The organism is Micromonospora sp. NPDC005173, from assembly GCF_040608515.1.
Lineage (GTDB): Bacteria > Actinomycetota > Actinomycetes > Mycobacteriales > Micromonosporaceae > Micromonospora.
This window is the reverse complement of record NZ_JBEXIK010000007.1, coordinates 199,925-219,483: the sequence shown is the minus strand read 5'-3', so window position 1 is coordinate 219,483 and position 19,559 is coordinate 199,925. Positions and strand designations below refer to the sequence as shown.

Here is a 19,559-nt window from a genome sequence, read left to right as displayed (position 1 = left end):
GCACCGCCTGGTGTGATGACCCGGTGAGCCCGGGTCGATCAGGCGCGCTCAGGCCGGCAGGGCCAGGTCCAGCACGGCGCCCAGCCCGTTCTCCCGGCCGGGGTCGGCGGCCGGCAGCACCAGCACCGCGCAGCCGGCGGCCACCGCGCCCGCGTCCGCCGGCGAGTCACCGACCATCAGCGTCTGCTCCGGGTCGACGCCGAGCATCCCGCAGGCGCGCAGGAAGATCGCCGGATCGGGCTTGCACCGCCCCACCTCGTACGAGAGCACGAACGCGTCCACCAGCCCGGTCAAGCCCCAGGCGTCGAAAAGCGGCCGCAGGTCGAAGCCGATGTTGCTGACCACCCCCACCCGCACGCCGGCGTCGCGCAGCGCGCTCAGGGTGGGGGCGGTGTCCGGGTACGGCACCCAGCCCTCGGCGATCAGCAGTCGCTCGTACAGGGCGTCGGCGAACCCCTCGATGCCCGCGTCAACGGTCTCGGCCAGCCCCGTGTACGCGCCCCGGTGGGCGTGCTCGTAGAGATCCCGGTCGGACCACAGCTCGGCCAGCCGTGGCGGCACCCGGGCCGGCAGTGGGCCGCCCGCCCGCCCGGCGGTCAACAGCCGGTCGGCCAGCGAGGTGGCCCGGACCCGATCCAGGGTGACCCCGCACGCCGCCGCGGCCGACAGCACCCATTGCCGGGGCTCCTCCACCTGCGCCAGGGTGCCGTGGAAGTCGAAGAGCACCGCCTTGACGGGCCGTCGGGACGCCCGGGGGGCGGCGGCATCTTCGGCGCTGCCCGGCGGACGAGTCAGGGGCGGTTCGGCATGGTCCGGCACGCCGTGCACCCTACCGACCGCCCCCGGCGGCGCCTCCAGACGGCCTTGTCGGGTGTCCTGTCCCGGCACGCACTAATCTTGGAACCATGTCGAGCCCCGCCGAGCGGTACGTCGCGGCGCGCCGCCGGGCCGCACAGGCCTCAGAGTTTCCGGCGCTGGACGAGTTCGCCCTTGACCTGGGGTTCGACCTCGACGACTTCCAGCGGGAGGCGTGTCAGTCCCTGGAGCGGGGCAGCGGGGTGCTGGTGTGCGCCCCCACCGGAGCCGGCAAGACCGTGGTCGGGGAGTTCGCCGTACACCTGGCGCTGCGCGGGCGGCCCGGCGACCCGGCGGCGTCCGACGATCCGGCGACCCCACCGGTCCGGCGCAAGTGCTTCTACACCACGCCGATCAAGGCGCTGTCCAACCAGAAGTACCACGACCTGGTCGCCCGGTACGGCGCCGCGCAGGTCGGTCTGCTCACCGGCGACAACGCGATCAACGGCGACGCGCCGGTGGTGGTGATGACCACCGAGGTGCTGCGCAACATGCTCTACGCGGGCTCCAGCACCCTGCAGGGGCTGGCCTACGTGGTGATGGACGAGGTGCACTACCTCGCCGACCGGTTCCGCGGCGGGGTGTGGGAAGAGGTGATCATCCACCTGCCCGCCTCGGTCACCCTGGTTTCGCTGTCGGCGACCGTCTCCAACGCCGAGGAGTTCGCCGACTGGCTGGTCACCGTGCGGGGCGAGACCGCCGTGGTGGTCAGCGAGCACCGGCCGGTGCCGCTGTGGCAGCACATGCTGGTCGGCAAGCGGATGTTCGACCTGTTCCACGACGCCGACGCCGCCCGCAAGCACGACGTGCACCCGGAGCTGCTGCGCTACACCCGCGACACCGTCCGCCGCCTGGAGCTGGGGGAGGGGCGCAGCGCCGGACCCGGCGCCGGCCGGCGCGGCCCGCGCTGGCGTGGCCCGATGCGCCCGGACATCGTCGACCGACTCGACCGTGAGGGTCTGCTGCCGGCGATCCTGTTCATCTTCAGCCGGGCCGGCTGCGCCGCCGCGGTGCAGCAGTGCCTCGCCGCCGGGCTGCGGCTCACCTCGCCCGAGGAGCGGGCCGAGATCCGCCGGGTGGTCGAGTCCCGGGTCACCGCCATCCCCGGCGAGGACCTGTCGGTGCTGGGCTACTGGGAGTGGCTCGACGGGTTGGAGCGCGGCCTGGCCGCCCACCACGCCGGCATGCTGCCGGTGTTCAAGGAGATCGTCGAGGAGCTGTTCGTCCGGGGCCTGGTCAAGGCGGTCTTCGCCACCGAGACCCTCGCGCTGGGCATCAACATGCCGGCCCGCTGCGTGGTCCTGGAGCGGCTGGTCAAGTACAACGGCGAGGCACACGTCGACCTGACCCCGGGGGAGTACACCCAGCTCACCGGGCGGGCCGGCCGGCGCGGCATCGACGTCGAGGGGCACGCCGTGGTGGTGTGGTCCCCGGAGACCGACCCGCGGCACGTGGCCGGGCTCGCCTCCACCCGCACCTACCCGCTGCGCTCCAGCTTCCGGCCCTCGTACAACATGGCGGTGAACCTGGTCGGCACGGTCGGGGCGGAGCCGGCCCGAGCCCTGCTGGAGTCCTCGTTCGCCCAGTTCCAGGCGGACCGGTCGGTGGTCGGCCTGGCGCGGCAGGTGCAACGCAACACCGAGACCATCGAGGCGTACGGCGCGGAGGCCGCCTGCCACCACGGCGAATTCGACGAGTACTTCGCGCTGCGGGTGGCGATCGCCGACCGGGAGAAGGCCATCGCCCGGCAGGGGCAGTCCCAGCGCAAGGCCGCCGCGGTGGCGTCTCTGGAGCGGCTGCGGATCGGTGACGTGATCCGGGTGCCGTCGGGCCGGCGGGCCGGGCTGGCCGTTGTGCTGGATCCGGCGACCGGCGGGTTCGGCGAGCCCCGGCCCCTGGTGCTCACCCAGGACCGTTGGGCCGGGCGGGTCAGCCCCGGCGACTTCACCACCCCGGCCGAGGTGCTGGCCCGGATCCGGGTGCCGAAGCACTTCAACCACCGCTCGCCGGGCGCCCGGCGCGATCTCGCCGCCGAGGTCAGCGGCACCGGCCTGGACCGGCACGGCGGCCGACGCGGTGGCCGCTCCCGGCAGGTGACCGGCGAGGACCACCGGCTCACTCAGCTCCGCACCGAGCTGCGCAACCACCCCTGTCACGCCTGCCCGGAGCGGGAGGAGCACGCCCGCTGGGCGGAGCGGCGCCGGCGCCTGGAGCGCGACACCGAGGAGTTGCGCGAGCGGGTCTCCGGGCGTACGGGCTCGTTGGCCCGGACCTTCGACCGGATCGTCGCCCTGCTGACCGAGCGCGGCTACCTCGCCCGCGACGGCGCGGTCACCGACGCCGGTCGGATGCTCGGCCGGATCTGGACCGAGGCGGATCTGCTGGTCGCCGAGTGCCTGCGCCGGGGCGTGTGGGACGGGCTCTCCCCGGCCGAGCTGGCCGCCGCGGTGTCCGTGGTGGTCTTCGAGGCGCGCCGCGACGTCGACGAGCGGGCGTCGCTGCCCCGCGGGCCGGTGGCCGACGCGGTGGACGAGACGCTGAAGCTGTGGGGCGAGATCGAGGCCGACGAGGCGGCGCGCGGCCTGACCGCGACCCGGGAGCCCGATCTCGGCTTCGCCTGGCCGGTCTTCCGGTGGGCCCGAGGCGAGGCGCTGGCCAAGGTGCTCGGCAGCGGACACGAGATCGACGGGGAGATGCCGGCCGGTGACTTCGTCCGGTGGGCGCGGCAGGTGGTCGATCTCCTCGGTCAACTTGCCGACTCCGGCGGCGCGTCGCCGGAGCTGCGCTCCACCGCCCGGCAGGCGATTTCGGCCATCAACCGGGGTGTGCTGGCCTACCACACCTCCGCCTGATCATCACTTTCGGTCATTGCCGCTGAGCAATCGATGCATCAGACGGTCACCGCAACAGCACCCCCCGAATTGGGCCCGGGGCGCTGTTGCGCCTGCTCCGGGCACCCCCGATCATTGCCCGGGCGCTTCCGTACGCGCCGGTAACGAAGGGGGAGAAGGCCGCCGTGGCGGAGATCAATCACTTTGAGTACGGGTGGATCACACCCGCGCTGAGCTACGCGCTGTCCGTCCTCGGTTCGGTCCTCGGGCTCATCTGCGCCGGGCGTATCCGTACGGCCGGAACCGCCGGCCAGCGTGCCTGGTGGGGGCTGCTGGCCGCCTGGGCCATCGGCGGCACCGCCATCTGGGCGATGCACTTCATGGCCATGCTCGGCTTCGCCGTCGACGGCACCCGGATCCGGTACGACGTACCGCTCACCGCGGCCAGTACGGTCATCGCCGTGGTGGCGGTCGGCATCGGTCTGGCCATCGTGGGCACCGGCCGGCTGAACCCGGTACGGCTGGTCGCCGGCGGCATCTTCACCGGTGTCGGCGTGGCCGCCATGCACTACACCGGGATGGCGGCGATGCGCCTGAACGGCAGCCTCGGCTACGACACCAGCCGGGTCGCGCTCTCGGTGGTGATCGCGGTCGTGGCGGCCACCGTCGCGCTGTGGCTCGCCATGAGCGTCCGCCGGCCGCTGGCGATCTTCGCTTCCGCGCTGGTCATGGGCGTCGCCGTGAACGGCATGCACTTCACCGGCATGAGCGCCCTCTCGGTGCACCAGCACGAGGCTGAGGGTGGCGTGACCGATGTGGCCGGCACCGGGATGGGCACCCTGCTGGTGCCGATCGTGTTGGCGGTGATCTTCGGAGTGGTCGGTCTGCTCTACGCCCTGCTCGCCGCGCCGACCGACGACGACCGGGCCGCCGCCGCGTACCTGGACGCCCGGCGGGCCCCGGAGTCGGCTGTCGCGCCGCCCACCGCCGCCCCGGACCCGGTCGGGCTGCGCGCCCGATCCACCCTCGGTCAGCCCGGCACGCCGTTCCCGTCCCGGCGGGAGATGCCGCCCCGCTGACGCCGACTGTGAAACGATGGAAGACGTGGGAGCTGCGAAAACTGGTATGCCTGCAATCTCGCCGCTGGCCGGCGAGCCGATCAAACGCGCCGATGCCGAGCGGCTCGCGGGAGTGCTGAAGGCATTCGCCGACCCGGCCCGGCTGCGACTGCTCAGTCTGATCCAGGCCGCTCCGCAGGGCGAGGCGTCCGTGACTGACCTCACCGCGCCGCTTGGCCTCTCCCAACCGACCGTGAGTCATCACCTTCGGATCCTCACCGAGGCCGGCCTGCTCGAGCGCGAGAAGCGCGGCGTCTGGGCGTACTACCGCCTCGTGCCCTCCGCGATCGCGGCAATCGCCGACCTGCTGACGCCGCCTCGCAAGCGGGCAACGAAGAAGACCCGCTGAGCCCCACCATCGAGGTCGGCGGGCGTCAGCGGTTGCGCGGGACCACCAGGCCGGATTCGTAGGCGAGGACCACGAGTTGGGCGCGGTCACGGGCGTGGAGCTTGGTCATCGCCCGGTTGATGTGGGTCTTGGCGGTCATCGGGCTGATCACCATGCGTTCGGCGATCTGGTCGTTGGACAGGCCCTGCGCGAGGAGGGCGACGGTCTCGCGTTCGCGGGTGGTCAGCCCCTTCAGCGTCGTGCCGACGCCGGTGTGGAGCGGCTCGGTGACGTACCGGTTGATCAGCTTGCGGGTGATCGACGGTGCGAGCAGCGCGTCGCCGCGCGCGGCGACCCGGATGGCGTGCAGAAAGTCCGCCGGCTCGATGTCCTTGACGAGGAACCCGGCGGCGCCGGCGCGCAGCGCGTGGAAGACGTGTTCGTCGAGGCCGTAGTTGGTCAGGATGACGACATGCACCCGGGCTAGGGTCGGGTCCGCGGCGATCCGCCGGGTCGCCTCGATGCCGTCCATGACCGGCATCTGGATGTCGATGAGCGCGATGTCGGGCAGGTGTTCCCTGGCGAGAGCCAGGCCCTCCCTGCCGTCGGCGGCCTCAGCCACCACCTCGATGTCGTCTTCGACGTCGAGGAGCGCGCGGAAGCCACTGCGCAGCAGCGGCTGGTCGTCGACCAGCAGTACGCGGATCATGACGTGCGGCCCACGGGGAGTTCGGCGTGGACGGTGAAGCCGCCCCCGTTCCGCGGCTCCGCCCGCAGGCGACCGCCGAGGGCGGTGACTCGTTCGCGCATCCCGAGCAGCCCGACGCCAGGCATCGGGGCGGTGTCCGGCGTGGCCTCGCCGTCGTCGTCGACTCGGATCGCGAGGGCGTCCGGACGGTAGTCGATCCGGACCGACGCCGTCGCGGCGGCCGCGTGACGGGCGATGTTGGTGAGGGACTCCTGAACGATCCGGTACGCGGTCCGGTCCACCGCGGCCGGCACCTCGTGGCGTTGCCCTCCGATCGTCAACGTCGCGTCCAGGCCGGTCAGCCGGGCCCGTTCCACCAGTTCCGGGAGATGGTCGAGCCCATGCGGCGGGGTCGTGTCGTCGTCGCGCAGCGCCTCCAGGGTCGCTCGCAGCTCCCGGGTCGCCTCGCGACCGGCCTCCCGGATCGCCAGCAGCGCCTCCGGCACCTCTTCACCCCGTTTGCGGGCCAGGTGGACGGCCACCTCGGCCTGCACCTTGATGATCGAGATCTGGTGGGTGAGCGAGTCGTGCAACTCCCGCGCGATGTGCAGCCGCTCCTCGTCGGCGCGGCGGCGCGCGGTCTCCTCCCGGGTGCGCTCGGCTTCGTCCGCCCGCCGCTCGGCCTGCCGTAGCGCTTCACCCGCGGCACCGGCGGCGACCAGCCAGGCCACCTCCAGGGCACCCCGGGCGCGAGCGAGCGCCTCGGCCACGGACATGTCCTGCGGCAGGGCGAGGGCCGCGAGCGGGAGAGCGGCCAGCATCAGCACCGCCGCCAGGACCGTGCTGACGCGGTGGCCCGCCCGTACGGCGGCGTACACCGCGAACAGGAACGCGACGGCGGGCACGTCAAAACCGACCGCCTGGTAACCCACCGCGCACAGCCCGGTGACGGCCAGGACGGGAACCGGAGCCCGGCGGCGCGCGACCAGAGCCAGCCCACCGGCCACCAACAGTACGTAGCCGAGTAGGTCAAGGTCCGTGGTGGAGTGGTTCTCGGACAGCCCGGCGACCACCAGCACCGCCGCCACGCAAACGGCGATCGCCCAATCGGTGACAGCGGCCCGATCGCCGAACCGTCCTGTGCTCATGGCCGCACCTTAGTCCGATGTCGCTGCTGGCGACTCCTGCTCACGGACGAGCGGCTGTCTACCGCGAACGCAGTACCTTCCCGGCGCCTGCGGCGTCGGCAGTAGTCGGGTGCGTCATCGGCGGCAGCGCAAATTGCCTGCATCTGCTGGACGACTGGCGGTGCGCCCGGCGACATGATCAGGCGGCATCCGAAACCTCGGCAGCCAGCCGCACGAAAGGGGAGAGAACATGAACCCACCGGGAGCCCTGACGTCAGTCCGACGTGTACTTACCGTGGCCGGAGCCGTCCTGATCGGAGGTTTCGGGTTCGCCGCACCGGCGGTAGCGAACGTCTCGGCCCAGCCGACCGCCGCCGATGTCTACGCCATGAGCGCCGGGCGACTCGGGGCAAGCGTGGCCGCCGTGCTGGGGCTGGCCGGCGCGATCATCGGTGGGCTGGCGCTGGCCCGCCCCACCGGTCGTATCGGCACCAGCAACGGGCTCCTCGGGGCCACCATGGCCCTGGCCGGAGGGCTGATCGGCCTGGCCCTCGGCGGGCTGGTGGTGGCCACCTCCGACAGCGGCATCGGCACCGGCAACGGGCGAGGCGGCGCCTACGTGGCCCTGGTGGTGGGGCTGATCGCCATGGTCCTCGGTGGGCTGGCGCTGGCCCGCTCCCGGCGCACCGGCTGACCGGCGCACCGGCTGACCCGGCATGGTGCCGGGTCACCGGATGCTGGACGGGTGCCGTGCGGTCGCAGCCGCCCTCAACCGGCCTGCCGTGCGTCGATCGCCTCGGTCAGTCCGTTCCGGCCCCGCACGCCGAGCTTGACGTACGCCCGCTGGAGATGGTTCTCCACGGTCCGCACCGACAACACCAACTCCGCCGCGATTGCCGCGTTGTCGTGCCCGGTCGAGGCCAGTTCGCAGATCTGCCGTTCCCGCGGAGTCAGCCCGTCCCGGTCCGTTGGCCGAGGGCTCAGGGGCGGCCAGTAACCGTCGCACCGTTCCCGTAGCAGATCCGCCCGCCGGGCCAGCAGGTTCGCCCGGCGTTGGTCGCCTCGGCGCCCGCACGCCGCCTCGGCGGCGACCACCGCCTCCAAGCCGAGCGTCAGGTATCCACTGGCCTCCAGCGCGGTGCCGACCCGTTCCAGCGCCGCCGGGTCGTCGCCGGCGAGCGCGTGGGCGTAGTCGGACCACAGTCCGAACAGCGGACTGTCACAGTCGGCCGTGGCCTTGGCCAGTTGCTCAGCGGTCGCGACGCTGGGCTCCAGGCGGGAGAGCAGGTGCAGGCACTCGACCGTGACCGTCGTCGCCTGCTCAGCCCGCCCGTGCAGCTCGCGCAGCATGGCGGTCGCCGTGGCCGGCCGTCCCTCGGCGGCGGTCAGCCAGGCCGTGGTCAGCTCGGCGTCGATGGCCACCAGGCCGCCGGAGTGCCCGTCGCCGTCGGCACGGTCGTCGATGAGCTGCCGCAGCAGTCGTCTGCTCTCGGCCAGCTCACCCAACTGCGCCGCCACGTAGGCGTTGGCCGACAGCACGTAGTCCCGGATCGGGAACAGGGTGTTGGCGGCGAGGGTGCGCGCCTCGTGCAGCCAGCGCATCGACCGGCGCATCTGCCCGGCGTGATAGGCACACTTGCCCCGGGAGAAGGCGAGCAGCCCGACCGCGTCCGCGACGCCCCGGGCCACCGCGTCCTGGTAGTAGCACTGAGCCAGCCGTTCGGCCTCGTGCAGCCGTCCGGACAACAGCAGGGACTGCACGTGGCAGGCCTGCGTCGCGGCCCGCATCGTCGGCCAGGTCTCCGGGATGTCGACGTCGCCGGTGTCGAACATCCGCACCGCCCGTCCCGGCTGCCCGCTGAACAGCAGGAGGTACGGGAGCAGCGCCGCGACGGCCGTCGCCAGCAGGGGGTCCCGGGGCCGATCGGCGGCCAACCGCGCCATGGACGCCCGGGCACCGCCCGCGTCGCCGCCGAACGCCGCGACCCCCACCTCCGCGGCGAGCAACCCGGAAAGTGCCTCGGTGGGCAGCTCGCGTCGGCCCGCGTCGATCACCGCACGGGCACGGTCGGGCCGTCGACCTCCCCAGTACATGTTCAAGGCCCGCAGCGCTGTCGCCTCCGAGCGGTCCCGCGGGTCGGTGAGGTCGGCCGCCGCGCGGGCCAGGTACCCGTCCGCTTCGTCGCTGCGCCCCTGGGCCACCAGTGCTCGACCCACCTGCCAGTCGCCGCGCGCGGAGTCGATTCGGCGGCCCAGCCGTTCGGCCAGCACCGCGTCGTGCCGGCGTAGCGCGTACTCCGACGCCACCAGCAGGTCGTCCGCGTTGACCGGCAGATCCGCCTCGCAGCGCCAGGCCGCGATCCGTGCCCGGTCGTCAGTGCCGCCGTCCACCGCGGCGAGTGCCTCGGCCAGGGTCCGGCGCAGCCGGCGGGCCCGCAGCGCCCCGGTGCGGTTGCGGACCACCTCGGCGTACAGCGGGTGGCCGGTCTGCACCAGCACCGCCGCATCGTGGCGGACCAGGCGGATCAGGCCCCGTTCCTCGAGCCGTTCCGCGACGAGCGGGTCCACCGTCCGCTCGATCAGGGCCAGTGGCGCCGGTTCGGCATGAGCGACGTACTGCAGCGCCTCGGCCTCCTCCGGGGTGAGCGTGCCGAGGGTCTGCTCGATGAGGTCGGCCAGATGAGTGGGACACAGTGACTCGGCCGGCCACGTCCACATCCCGTCGCGCTGGACCAGGCCGCCGTCGCGCAGCCCACACCGCACCGCCTCGCGCAGGAAGAGCGGGTTGCCCTGACTGATCCGCCACAGCGCGCCGAGGGTCAGACCGTCGACCGGGCCACCGAGCCCTTCGCGGACCAGCAGGGCGGTCTCGTCCGGGTTCAGCGGTGGCACGTGGACCCGGTCGACGGCTCGGGACCGTCGTAGCGCCGCCACCGGCGCGGCGTCCAGGGCGGCGCCGCGCACGCTCGCCACCACGCGCACGGTGCCCCCCGCCACGAGACGTTCGAGCAGTGCGGCGGACGCGTCGTCCAGCCAGTTGAGGTCGTCCACGCCGACCACCACGCCCCGGCCCGCCGCGACCTCGCGCAGGCGGCGCTCCGCGTCCCGGAAGACGTCGGCCACGCTCGCGTCCGACGGCTGCGGCAGGCGGCTGGCGAGCACGCCGAACGGTACGCCGCGCCAGCCTGGCGTGGCGGTGACCCGCAGTACGACATGTTGCCGTCGTAACGCGTGATCCAGCACCTCCTCCAGCAGCCGGCTCTTTCCCACCCCGGCATCGCCGGTGAGCAGGACCCCCTGACCCGCCGGCGCGGTGAGGGCCTCGACCGCCCGGTCCCGCTCGCGCATCCTGCCAACGAAGGGCCATCCGGTGTCTCCGTCGACGAAGCCTCCTGGTGCAGACACGGAACCCCTTCAACCCGGCCGGGTTCCCGCCCCGGGCCCGGTCGCCATCTCCGTCTCGACCCGCTCTCACAGCCGGTCGTGCGCACAGCGGTCTGGGTGGCGCGGGCCTCACCCTCACACACCCCGACGGGTGGTGCCGTCGCCTTCCAGACACGCCTGCACACCTGACGCCCCGATCCGCCGATTTGGTTGTCACGACCGTGACAGCGCCGGTCGGGGGTGAGGTACCGGCTACTCATGTGCCGGCACCCCCCTGGCACGGAGGCTGTTTCTGCCAGCGACCGCCGGGCAGGCCGGCGGTCGTCGTGAAAGGAGCCCTGAATGTCCATCACCGACATCGTCAGCAGCTGGAAGGACGAGTATCGCCGCGCCGCCTCGGCCGAGGCCGTGGAGAGCCACCCGGCCGGCGTGGTCGAGCTGGACCGTGACCAGCTGGAGACGGTGGCCGGCGGTGCCGCCGCGACCACCGGCCACACCACGGCCTGCTGCCACTGCGTCTGCTGATTTCGAACGACCGACCCTCGGGTCCGCACGGGGTCCGGGCCTGGCCCGGACCCCGTCGTCCCGCCCGAATCCACCGCCACGGGAGCACCGAATGTCCGTACCATCGCACCGCGCCGACGACGACCCGACCGCCCGCGCCGAGGAGCGCCTCCTGGCCGCGCTGACCATCACGGAACGGCTGGCCGCGCCCGTGTCGACGGAGACGCCGCCCGGCGAGCGGGCGCGGTGGCGGCTGTCCCGGTGGCGCACCGGCGGCGCGTTCACCGACGATGAGGACTGGCGACGCCGGCTGGCGGCGGAGGGTGCCGACGAGCAGGTGCTCCTCGCGCTCCTGGACGAGACGCCGGAACGGCTCGCCGCCCGCCTCGGCCGGCCCCCGGAGTGGATCCGCCGCCTGCTGGCCTGCTACGGCCACCCGATGGGCGGGGAGATTGAACCCGAGCTGCTGCCCGGCCGCCCGCTGGATGCCTGCCTCGCCCTGGTGGCGCCACTGGTCGCGCAGGCCCGCGCCCGGGTGGCGCGACGGACCCGCCAGCTCGCCGACGACGCCCCCGACCTGCTGCCCGCCGACTCCGACCGGCTGGGCCTGACCGGCCTGCTCGACGAGCTGGTGGTGGTCCTCAGCCGGGCCGTCGTTCTGGAACTCAACATTGACCGGCTGCGCGGCACGTCGCCCGGCGAGACGCCGCAGGAGCGCTTCGCGGCCTTTTTCCGCCGGTATCGCTCGCCCGAGGCCGCCCTGACCCTGCTGGCCGACTACCCGGTCCTGGCACGTCAGGCGTACGAGCTGACCCGCAACTGGGCGGAGCGCACGATCGAGTTCCTGGAGTGGCTCAGCAGTGACGCGCCAACGCTCGGCGCGATCTTCCACGCCGGTGCCCCGGTCGGTCGCCTGGTCGAGGTCCAGGAGACCGGCGACCCGCACCGCGACGGTCGCAGGGTGCTGGTGGCCACCTTCGACACCGGCCTGCGGCTGGTCTACAAGCCCCGCCCCGTCGACGTCGAGGCACGGTTCCAGGACCTGCTGGCCTGGCTCAACGAGCGCGGCGCCGACCTGCACACCTTCACCGTCCTGCCGCGCGGCGAGCACGGCTGGGCCGAGTACGTCGACCTGCGGACCCCCAGCACACCGGCCGGCCACCGCGACTTCGCCCGCCGGTTCGGCGCGTTGCTGGCCCTGCTGCAGGCCGTTGGCGCCACCGACTGCCACCAGGAAAACGTGATCGCCCACGGCGAACATCCCGTCCTGGTGGACCTGGAGACCGTGTTCACCCCGTCGGTCGTCCGGGCCGCGAGTGCCCGTGGTGGAGACGCGATCGCCGACTCGGTGCTCGCCGTCGGCCTGTTGCCACGCGCCGACGAGGCGGCGGGACCGGCCGGCGACGGCTGCAACTGCTCGGCCTGGCAGGCCGAGGGGACCGACGAGATGCGGCTGTGCGCACCCGGCCACCACCATGAGGAGGCCGCCTCCCACGACCCCGCCGCCGCTCCGCCGGTGACCGACGTCGCCCCGCATCTGCCGCAGGTGCTGGACGGCTTCGACGCGATGTACCTCCTCCTTGCCGACGTACGCGACGAACTGCTGGCCCCGGACGGGCCGGTCACCGCGTTCGCGGCCGACGAGATCCGCGTCGTGCTCCGCCCCACCCGCACCTACCTGCGGCTGCGGGACGCCGCCCTGCACACCGACGCCCTGCAGGACGGCCTCGACACCGAACGGCTGCACGACTGGCTCTGGTCGGGGGTGGCCGAACTGCCGCTGCTGGCGGCCACCGTCGTCGAGGAACGGGCCGAGTTGGCGCGGCGTGACGTGCCGATGTTCACCACCAGGGTGGACTCCCGGGACCTGTGGACCGGTCGGGGACGGCGACTGCCCGGACTGCTGGCCCGGTCGGGCCTCGCCGAGGCGCGTCGTCGGCTCGCCCGGCTCGACGCGGCCGACCTGGCCCGGCAACGCTGGCTGATCGAGGCCGCCTTCGCCTCCCGGGTGGACGCCACCGACGCACCTCATGCACGGGTGCGCTGGCGGCTCGCGGACGTACCACCGGCACCGACGCCTCCGCCGGCGGCGTACCTGGCCGCCGCGACCGAGGTGGCGGCCCTCGTGGCCGGGCTCGCCGGCCCGGGTGCCGAGCCGACCTGGTTCGGTCTCACGCCCAGCACCGCGGACCCGGGTCGGTGGGCGCCAGCGCCGTTCGGTCCGCACCTCTACGACGGCGTCGCCGGGGTGGCACTCTTCCTGGCCCACGCCGGACGGCTGAGCGGTGAGCAGCGCTTCACCGACCTCGCCGATCGCGCGGCGGCCGGGCTCGCCGCCCGCGTCCTCGACCGCCGGATCCCCGGCGACCGGATCGGCGCGTTCACCGGCTGGGCGGGGCTGCTCTACACCTTCGGCCACCTCGGGGCGCTGTGGCAGACCCGCCGGTTCACGCCGGTCGTCGACGTGGCGCTCGCGCGGATCGTCACGCTGGCCGCCACCGACCAGGCCCCCGATCTGGTCGACGGGTACGCCGGTGCCGTCCTCGCCGTGTCCCGTGCCGGCCTGGATCCCGAGCGGGTCGGGCCGGCCGTGCGCGCCGCTGCCCGACGACTGTGCGTCGCCGCCGACCGCTACTCGCACCCCGCCGGAACGGCGACCGGCGTCCCCCTGGGCGGGCTGTCCCACGGTTCGGCCGGGATCGCCGCCGCGTTGGCCCAGGCCCGGCAGGCGACCGGCGAGCCCGGGTACGCCGACGCCGCTGCCCGCGCCCTGGCCTACGACCGCAGCCTGTTCCGCCCGGCGCTGGCGAACTGGGCCGACCTGCGCCGCCCCGGGCAGAGCACGGTGACCTGGTGCCACGGCGCCCCGGGGATCGGCCTGTCGCGGCTGCTCGTCCGCGACGCCCTCGGCACCGACGAGGTCCTGGACGTGGAGATCTCCACGGCGGTCGCCACCACCCTGGCCATCGGCTTCGGTCGCAACCACTCGTTGTGCCATGGCGACCTCGGCAATCTCGACCTGCTGCTGGCGGCCGCCCCGCAGCAGGTGGCGGCACCCGCCGCAGCGGTGCTGCGCGACGGTCTCGCCGGCGGCTGGCGCTGCGCGAACCCGACGGCGCTCGCCTCACCGGAGCTGATGACCGGCCTGTCGGGGATCGGACTTGCCCTGCTGCGGCTGGCCGCACCCGGCCGAGTGCCGTCGGTGCTCCTGCTGGCGCCCCCGACGGATGCGCCGGTGCGCGACCGCATCACCACCAGCAGGCTCGGCGATCGGGGGCGGCAGTGCGCCGCCTGACCGTCGTCCCGGGGTGGCCGGGCCGGCGGCGGGTGCCGCTGGTGATGCAGATGACGGACGCTGACTGCGGCGCCGCCTGCCTGGCCATGGTCTCCCGCCGGCACGGCGTACGCGCCTCGCTGGCCCGGGTGCGGGAAGGGCTGGACGTCGGCCGTGACGGGGTCACCGCGCGGGCGCTGCTGGCCGCGGCCCCGCGGTTCGGGTTGCGCGGCCGGGCTTTCCGGGCCGACGCCGGTCAGGTCGGGGCACTGCCCCTGCCGGCCATCGTGCACTGGGAGGACGCCCACTTCGTCGTGGTGGAACACGTCGGTCCGAGAGGGTTCCGGCTCGTCGACCCGGCGCTCGGGCGTCGGCTGCTCACCCCGGCCGAGTTCGCCGCCGGCTTCAGCGGAACGGTGCTGACCTTCACCCACGACCCGCAGTCCGCACCCGAGCCGCCCCCCACCCGGCCTGGTCCGCTGGCCAGGTGGCGGCGCGCTCACCCGCTGCTGCGACCCTTCCTGCCCCGACTGGGAGCCGCGTTCAGCGTCTCGCTCGTGCTCCAGGCGCTGGGACTGGCACTGCCCCTGGCCACCACGGTCGCCTTCGACCAGATCATGCCGGCCCGGGAGACCGCCCTCATGCCGTACCTGGCGCTGGGCATCGCGGCACTGGTGCTCACCCAGTTCGGTGTGGCCTACCTGCGGTCCCGGCTCCTGGTCATGCTGCAGGCGAAGGTGGACGCCGCGCTGATGACCCGACTGTTCCGGCATCTGCTGCGCCTGCCGTACGCCTTCTTCCAGCAGCGGGCCAGCGGTGACCTGATGCAGCGGCTGTCCAGCAGCATCCTGCTGCGCGAACTGGTCACCACCCAGGTGCTGACCGCGGTGATCGACGGCGTGCTGGTGATCGCGTACTTCGGTGTGCTGTTCGCCAAGGACCTCGCCTTCGCCGGACTCGCCGCCGCGATCGGCGTCACCCAGGTGGTGGCCGTCGCGGTGGTCAACGGCCGGCTGCTGCGGTTGAACCAGCGCCACCTGACCGTGCAGGCTGACGCGGAGAGCGCGCTGATGGAGGCGCTGTCGGGCATCGCGACCGTCAAGTCGATGGGTGCCGAGCGGCAGGTGTTCGACGGCTGGCTGCGCCGCTACACCACGGCACTGGACGCCGACGTCGCCCAGAACCGGCTCTCCGCAACGGTCGCCAACATCACCGCGAGCGTCCAGCTCGCCGGGCCACTGGCGCTGCTGTGGCTCGGCACCGGTCGACTCTTCGACGGCGCTGGCCTCGGCCAGACCCTGGGCCTGCAGGCGCTGGCGCTGTCCGCGCTCATCCCGCTCGCCTCCCTGGTGGCCAGCGCCCAGGTCCTCCAGTCGGTCGTGTCGCACCTGCAACGCCTGCGCGATGTCTTCGCCGCCCAGCCCGAACCGGCCGGGGACCCCGACCTGCCCGCGCCTCGGCTCACCGGCCGGATCAGTGTCCGCGACCTGAGCTTCCGCTACGACGGCGGCGCCGCGCCGGTGTTGCGGGACGTCTCCTTCGACGTCGCGCCGGGGGAGAAGGTCGCCGTGGTGGGTCCGTCGGGCAGCGGCAAGAGCACACTGGCCATGCTGCTGACCGGCCTCTACCGGCCCACCGGCGGGGAGATCCTCTTCGACGGGGTGCCGCTGTCGCGGATCGACCCGACCGCGCTGCGCCGTCAGTTCGGTGTGGTGCTGCAGGAGAGCTACCTGTTCCGGGATTCCATCCGGCGCAACATCAGCCTCGTGCACCCGGGCGTCGGCATGCCGGCGATCCGGGCGGCCGCCGAGGTCGCCGCGATCGACCAGGACATCGTGGCGATGCCGATGGGGTACGACACCCAGGTCGCCGAGCGGGGCCAGGCCCTCTCCGGCGGGCAGCGGCAGCGGCTGTCCATCGCGCGGGCCGTGGCGGGGCAGCCCGCCGTGCTCCTGCTCGACGAGGCGACCAGCCACCTCGACGTGGCCACCGAGCGGCGCGTCGACCAGGCCATCTCGGCGATGCGCTGCACCCGGATCGTGGTGGCCCACCGCCTGAGCACCGTCCGTAACGCCGACCAGATCCTCGTCGTCGCCGCAGGCCGAATCGTGGAGCGCGGGCGGCACGACGACCTGCTGCGTGCCGGGGGCGTCTACGCCGACCTGGTCCGGTGTCAGTTGACCGACGACGAACCCGCCCGTTCAGGAGGCGACCCGTGGATACCCGTACCGTGACCGCCGGCGAAGCGCCGGACCGCCCCGCCGACGTCGACCCGAAGGCGTTCCCGGCACGGCGGGTCCTCGTCGCCGCCTGTGGCTCCGCGGACGTCCTGACCCTGCCCCAGTCGATCATGGTGATGCGACACGCGTTGGGGCTCGACGTCCGGGTCGTGCTCACCGCCGCCGCGGCCCGCTTCGTCCCGGCCCGTTCGTTCGCTCTGCTGACCGGACACCCGGCCCTCACCGACGAGGAGGCGATGACGGAGGTTCCGCACCTGGCCCTGTCGGCGTGGGCGGATCTGGTGCTCGTCATGCCGGCCACCGCCAACACCCTGGCCAAGGCGGCTCTGGGGATCGCCGACAACCTGGTCGGCACCTGCGTGCTGGCCGCCGCCGCTCCCGTCGTGCTGGTGCCGTCGATGAACTCGGCGATGTGGCAGCGCCCGGCGGTGCAGCGCAACGTGGCGCAGTTGCGCGCCGATGGGTACGGCGTGGTGCCGCCCGTACCCGTGCTCGCCCTGAGCACCGGCACCCTCGCCGGCCGGGGGATGCCGGCCGTCGAGGTGGTACTGGAGTGGGCCGCCGTCCACCTGCGCGGCGGGGGAGAAGGTCGTGGCTGAGGCGCGCGCCGGGTACGGGCCGCGGATCGCCGCGGTGGCCGTCGCATTCGGCGTCGTCCTGCTCGTGGTGGCGATCAGCCCGTTCCTTCGCGCGTACGCCGACCCGGTCGCCCGCCGGCCCGCCGCCGCGATCGGGGTCGCCGCCGACCGGGCCGGCTGCGACCCGGAGTTGACCGACCCGATCCGCGGCGCTGGCGTCCACGTCGGCCCCGGCACCGCCGAGCCGCACGTCACCCGGATCCAGTACGACCTGGTCCCGCCGTCGTCCGGGCCACACTTCGTGGTGCCGGCCCCGACCGTGCGCCGGTTCTACACCACCCGGGACCGTCCGCCTGTCGAGACGTTGGTCCACAACCTCGAACACGGGTACACCATCCTCTGGTACGTCGAACCGCTCGCTCTCGACCAGATCGAGGCACTGCGGGCGCTGGCCCGAAAGCTCGGTGGCGACCGGTACGGGGGCAGGTTCGTGGTGGCGCCGTGGGACCCCGGGTACGGGGCGTTTCCGGCCGGCCGCCCGATCGCCCTGTCGCACTGGGGCGCGCATGCCGGGTACCGGCAGTTCTGCGCCTCGGTCAGTGGCGCCGCCGTGGAGCGGTTCGTCCTGGCGCATCCGGCGGGCGACGCGCCCGAGCCGACCGGGATGTGACGCCCAGATCGTCAACCGGGCAGGAGGCCGGACGTGTGGTGTGGCGTGCCCGCCGGGCGGGTGGTGGACACCGGGGCGGCAGGGCAGGTGGTCTTGGTGTCCTCCACTGACGCAACGGTGGCGAGATGGACGGATACCTCGCGTTACTGCCAGGCCTCGCCGCTCCGGGCGCGACCGTCTTCGTCCTGGCGGTGTCACTGAAGGCGGGCCACGGCTGGGGCGTGACTGAGGAGTTGCTGCGGACGGGATTCCCCGAGCCGGAATGGGTCGACACGCAGGTCGAGGAGATCGAGGTGGCCGCAAAGACAGGCGGCCAGGAACTCATTCTGCCCGGCTACCTGCTCCGCACGATCCGGGCATCCGACACCTAGCCTCGACCGGCGACGGCCGGAACGCATTGTTCGTCCCTGCCCGGAACAGCCCTGGACAGGCATGGCGGTGACGTTCGTGGGTAAGCGGCTGCCCGCAGCGGACGCGGAAGGGGTGACCCATGAGTGACCCGGCGGCGGAACGGTCCCGCGGAGCCGAAAGGCCGGTCGGTGCGACAGATCGCCTGGCCGCGGACGTGGCCGAGGTGGTGCGTGAGGAGGTCCGGGAGGTACGCAGCCAGTTGATGAGGGTGGCTCGTCCGACCGGAGTGGGGCTGGCGCTGCTCGCGACCGCCGGGGGATGTCTCGTCCTGGGAGCCGGCGCAGCTTCGGCGACCGCGCTGCGCATGCTGGAGACCTTTCTGCCCCGCCGGCTGGCTACCGCGGGCCTCACCGGCGGCTACCTCGTGGCCGCCGTTGTACTGGGACGGGCCGGCCTGCAGCAGCTGCGGGCGGCCGGAGGCGGCTCGGCCTGGCTGGCCGACGAGATGCAGCAAGCCGTCTCCACCACCGCGAGTCAGGTGGTGCCGGCCGGTGCAGCCGCCGTTCGGGACGAACTCGACAAGTGGGGTTCCAGGCGGGACGACCGCTGATGTGGAGACGCGGGGACAGGTAGCGTCGCTGGTGGACGGTGCCGCAGTGCGAGCGGCTTCAGTACGCCGACGAAACGCAGGGTTCCGGGATCCGGCGATGACTGACGGGGCTTACTGCGCCGTGCCGGCGAGCAACCGCCGTCGGACGACCCGCCGGAGGGCCAGGTATGCGGCCCCTCCGGCGGTGATCGATCTCCGGGTGACGGTTGAGTGCGAGATCGCCGAGCCAGATCCACTGCCGATGCGCTTCTCGGTCCAGACCGCGGACCAGCGAACCCACGAGATCAGCTATACCGTCTCGGTTGAGGGAAGCGCTTGGCACCAGCGTGTCGACGCACTGTGCGACCCTAGCCCAGGTACGACAGGATGACCGGTGCGGAGCGTCCGGAGAAGCCACGCCGCGCCGCGCCGCGCGGCAGTGGTGCGATTCAGCAGGCGGCGAGCAGCGTACGGAGCAGTCCGGCGAGTTGCTCGCGCTGCGTCGCCGGTAGCTGGTTCAGTGCCGCCGCCTGCTCGGCGAGCCCGGCGGTGAGCGCCTCGTCCACCACCTGTCGACCCTTGGCGGTCAACCGGGCACGCAGCGCACGCCGGTCGGCCGGATCGGGAATCCGCTGCACCAGCTCGGCCCGCTCCAGCTTGTCCAGTCGGCCGGTCATGCCGCCGGTGGTGAGCATCAGGGCCGCCGACAACTGGCTCGGCGACAGCGTGTACGGCTCGCCGGCGCGGCGCAGGGTGGCGAGCACGTCGAACTCTCCGCGTCCGATACCGCTCGGCGCGTATGCCCGCTCGACCCGGTCTCCCATCAGGCGGGAGATCCGGTAGATCCGGCCGAAGACCTCCATCGGGAGGGTCTCAAGCTCGGGGCGCTCGGCCGCCCACTGACCGACGATCACGTCCACCCCGTCGCCGGTTGCCGTCACTCTCTTCTGCCGCATGGTCCGATTGTGTCACACCTCATACGAGCTCAGATGCTCCTGACTAAGTTTCTTAGTCCTAAGCTA

General features: G+C 73.2%; 16 protein-coding genes. 11 read left to right on the top strand and 5 right to left on the bottom strand.

Annotated elements, in window-relative coordinates; genetic code table 11:
• Window positions 1-48: 48 nt before the first annotated feature.
• On the bottom strand, window positions 49-795 hold the full coding sequence (locus tag ABZV00_RS11975) for an HAD-IA family hydrolase (protein WP_355604786.1): 747 nt from the start codon (window positions 793-795) through the stop codon (window positions 49-51).
• A 110-nt stretch (window positions 796-905) separates the two neighbouring features.
• Here ABZV00_RS11975 and ABZV00_RS11970 point away from each other — a divergent pair, with 110 nt between their 5' ends.
• The 3 genes from ABZV00_RS11970 to ABZV00_RS11960 all read left to right on the top strand — a co-directional run bounded on the left by ABZV00_RS11970 (window position 906) and on the right by ABZV00_RS11960 (window position 5,153).
• On the top strand, window positions 906-3,707 hold the full coding sequence (locus ABZV00_RS11970; RefSeq protein ID WP_355604740.1) for a DEAD/DEAH box helicase: 2,802 nt from the start codon (window positions 906-908) through the stop codon (window positions 3,705-3,707).
• 164 nt (window positions 3,708-3,871) lie between these two features.
• Window positions 3,872-4,765 (top strand): MHYT domain-containing protein, encoded by an 894-nt coding sequence (locus tag ABZV00_RS11965; RefSeq protein WP_355604737.1) that lies wholly within the window; start codon window positions 3,872-3,874, stop codon window positions 4,763-4,765.
• A gap of 16 nt (window positions 4,766-4,781) precedes the next feature.
• Complete coding sequence (locus tag ABZV00_RS11960; protein WP_328416840.1) at window positions 4,782-5,153, top strand: metalloregulator ArsR/SmtB family transcription factor; 372 nt, start codon at window positions 4,782-4,784, stop codon at window positions 5,151-5,153.
• Window positions 5,154-5,178: 25 nt separating this feature from the next.
• On the opposite strand, the gene ABZV00_RS11955 is transcribed toward ABZV00_RS11960, so the two are convergent.
• Together ABZV00_RS11955 and ABZV00_RS11950 are read right to left on the bottom strand one after the other, a co-directional pair.
• A complete protein-coding gene (locus tag ABZV00_RS11955) occupies window positions 5,179-5,841 on the bottom strand; it encodes a response regulator transcription factor (RefSeq protein ID WP_355604734.1) in 663 nt (220 codons plus the stop codon).
• Complete coding sequence (locus ABZV00_RS11950) at window positions 5,838-6,968, bottom strand: histidine kinase (RefSeq protein ID WP_355604731.1); 1,131 nt, start codon at window positions 6,966-6,968, stop codon at window positions 5,838-5,840. Before ABZV00_RS11950 ends, ABZV00_RS11955 begins: the two co-directional genes overlap by 4 nt.
• 274 nt (window positions 6,969-7,242) lie before the next feature.
• On the opposite strand from ABZV00_RS11950, the gene ABZV00_RS11945 reads away from it, so the two are divergent.
• Window positions 7,243-7,641 carry a DUF6223 family protein gene (locus ABZV00_RS11945; protein ID WP_355604728.1) on the top strand — a complete coding sequence of 133 codons (399 nt, stop codon included), beginning with the start codon at window positions 7,243-7,245 and terminating at the stop codon, window positions 7,639-7,641.
• 74 nt (window positions 7,642-7,715) lie between these two features.
• Here the strand turns inward: ABZV00_RS11945 and ABZV00_RS11940 are convergent, their stop codons facing one another.
• Window positions 7,716-10,352 carry an AAA family ATPase gene (locus ABZV00_RS11940; RefSeq protein ID WP_355604725.1) on the bottom strand — a complete coding sequence of 879 codons (2,637 nt, stop codon included), beginning with the start codon at window positions 10,350-10,352 and terminating at the stop codon, window positions 7,716-7,718.
• Window positions 10,353-10,673: 321 nt separating this feature from the next.
• Here ABZV00_RS11940 and ABZV00_RS11935 point away from each other — a divergent pair, with 321 nt between their 5' ends.
• The 7 genes from ABZV00_RS11935 to ABZV00_RS11905 all read left to right on the top strand — a co-directional run bounded on the left by ABZV00_RS11935 (window position 10,674) and on the right by ABZV00_RS11905 (window position 18,558).
• On the top strand, window positions 10,674-10,856 hold the full coding sequence (locus ABZV00_RS11935) for a mersacidin/lichenicidin family type 2 lantibiotic (RefSeq protein ID WP_328416831.1): 183 nt from the start codon (window positions 10,674-10,676) through the stop codon (window positions 10,854-10,856).
• A 91-nt stretch (window positions 10,857-10,947) separates the two neighbouring features.
• Window positions 10,948-14,130: a type 2 lanthipeptide synthetase LanM family protein gene (locus ABZV00_RS11930; RefSeq protein ID WP_355604722.1), complete on the top strand. Its 3,183-nt coding sequence runs from the start codon at window positions 10,948-10,950 to the stop codon at window positions 14,128-14,130.
• A gap of 44 nt (window positions 14,131-14,174) precedes the next feature.
• On the top strand, window positions 14,175-16,343 hold the full coding sequence (locus tag ABZV00_RS11925; RefSeq protein ID WP_355604784.1) for a peptidase domain-containing ABC transporter: 2,169 nt from the start codon (window positions 14,175-14,177) through the stop codon (window positions 16,341-16,343).
• On the top strand, window positions 16,325-16,948 hold the full coding sequence (locus ABZV00_RS11920) for a flavoprotein (protein ID WP_355604719.1): 624 nt from the start codon (window positions 16,325-16,327) through the stop codon (window positions 16,946-16,948). Before ABZV00_RS11925 ends, ABZV00_RS11920 begins: the two co-directional genes overlap by 19 nt.
• On the top strand, window positions 16,941-17,597 hold the full coding sequence (locus ABZV00_RS11915; RefSeq protein ID WP_355604717.1) for a DUF3105 domain-containing protein: 657 nt from the start codon (window positions 16,941-16,943) through the stop codon (window positions 17,595-17,597). The genes ABZV00_RS11920 and ABZV00_RS11915 overlap by 8 nt, the downstream gene beginning before the upstream one ends.
• Window positions 17,598-17,722: 125 nt before the next feature.
• Window positions 17,723-17,968: a hypothetical protein gene (locus ABZV00_RS11910; protein WP_355604714.1), complete on the top strand. Its 246-nt coding sequence runs from the start codon at window positions 17,723-17,725 to the stop codon at window positions 17,966-17,968.
• A gap of 119 nt (window positions 17,969-18,087) precedes the next feature.
• Entirely contained in the window at window positions 18,088-18,558 is a 471-nt protein-coding gene (locus tag ABZV00_RS11905; protein WP_355604711.1) for a phage holin family protein, read from the top strand.
• A 428-nt stretch (window positions 18,559-18,986) separates the two neighbouring features.
• Here ABZV00_RS11905 and ABZV00_RS11900 read toward each other — a convergent pair whose 3' ends face one another.
• Window positions 18,987-19,493 (bottom strand): MarR family transcriptional regulator, encoded by a 507-nt coding sequence (locus ABZV00_RS11900; RefSeq protein ID WP_355604709.1) that lies wholly within the window; start codon window positions 19,491-19,493, stop codon window positions 18,987-18,989.
• Window positions 19,494-19,559 lie beyond the last annotated feature (66 nt).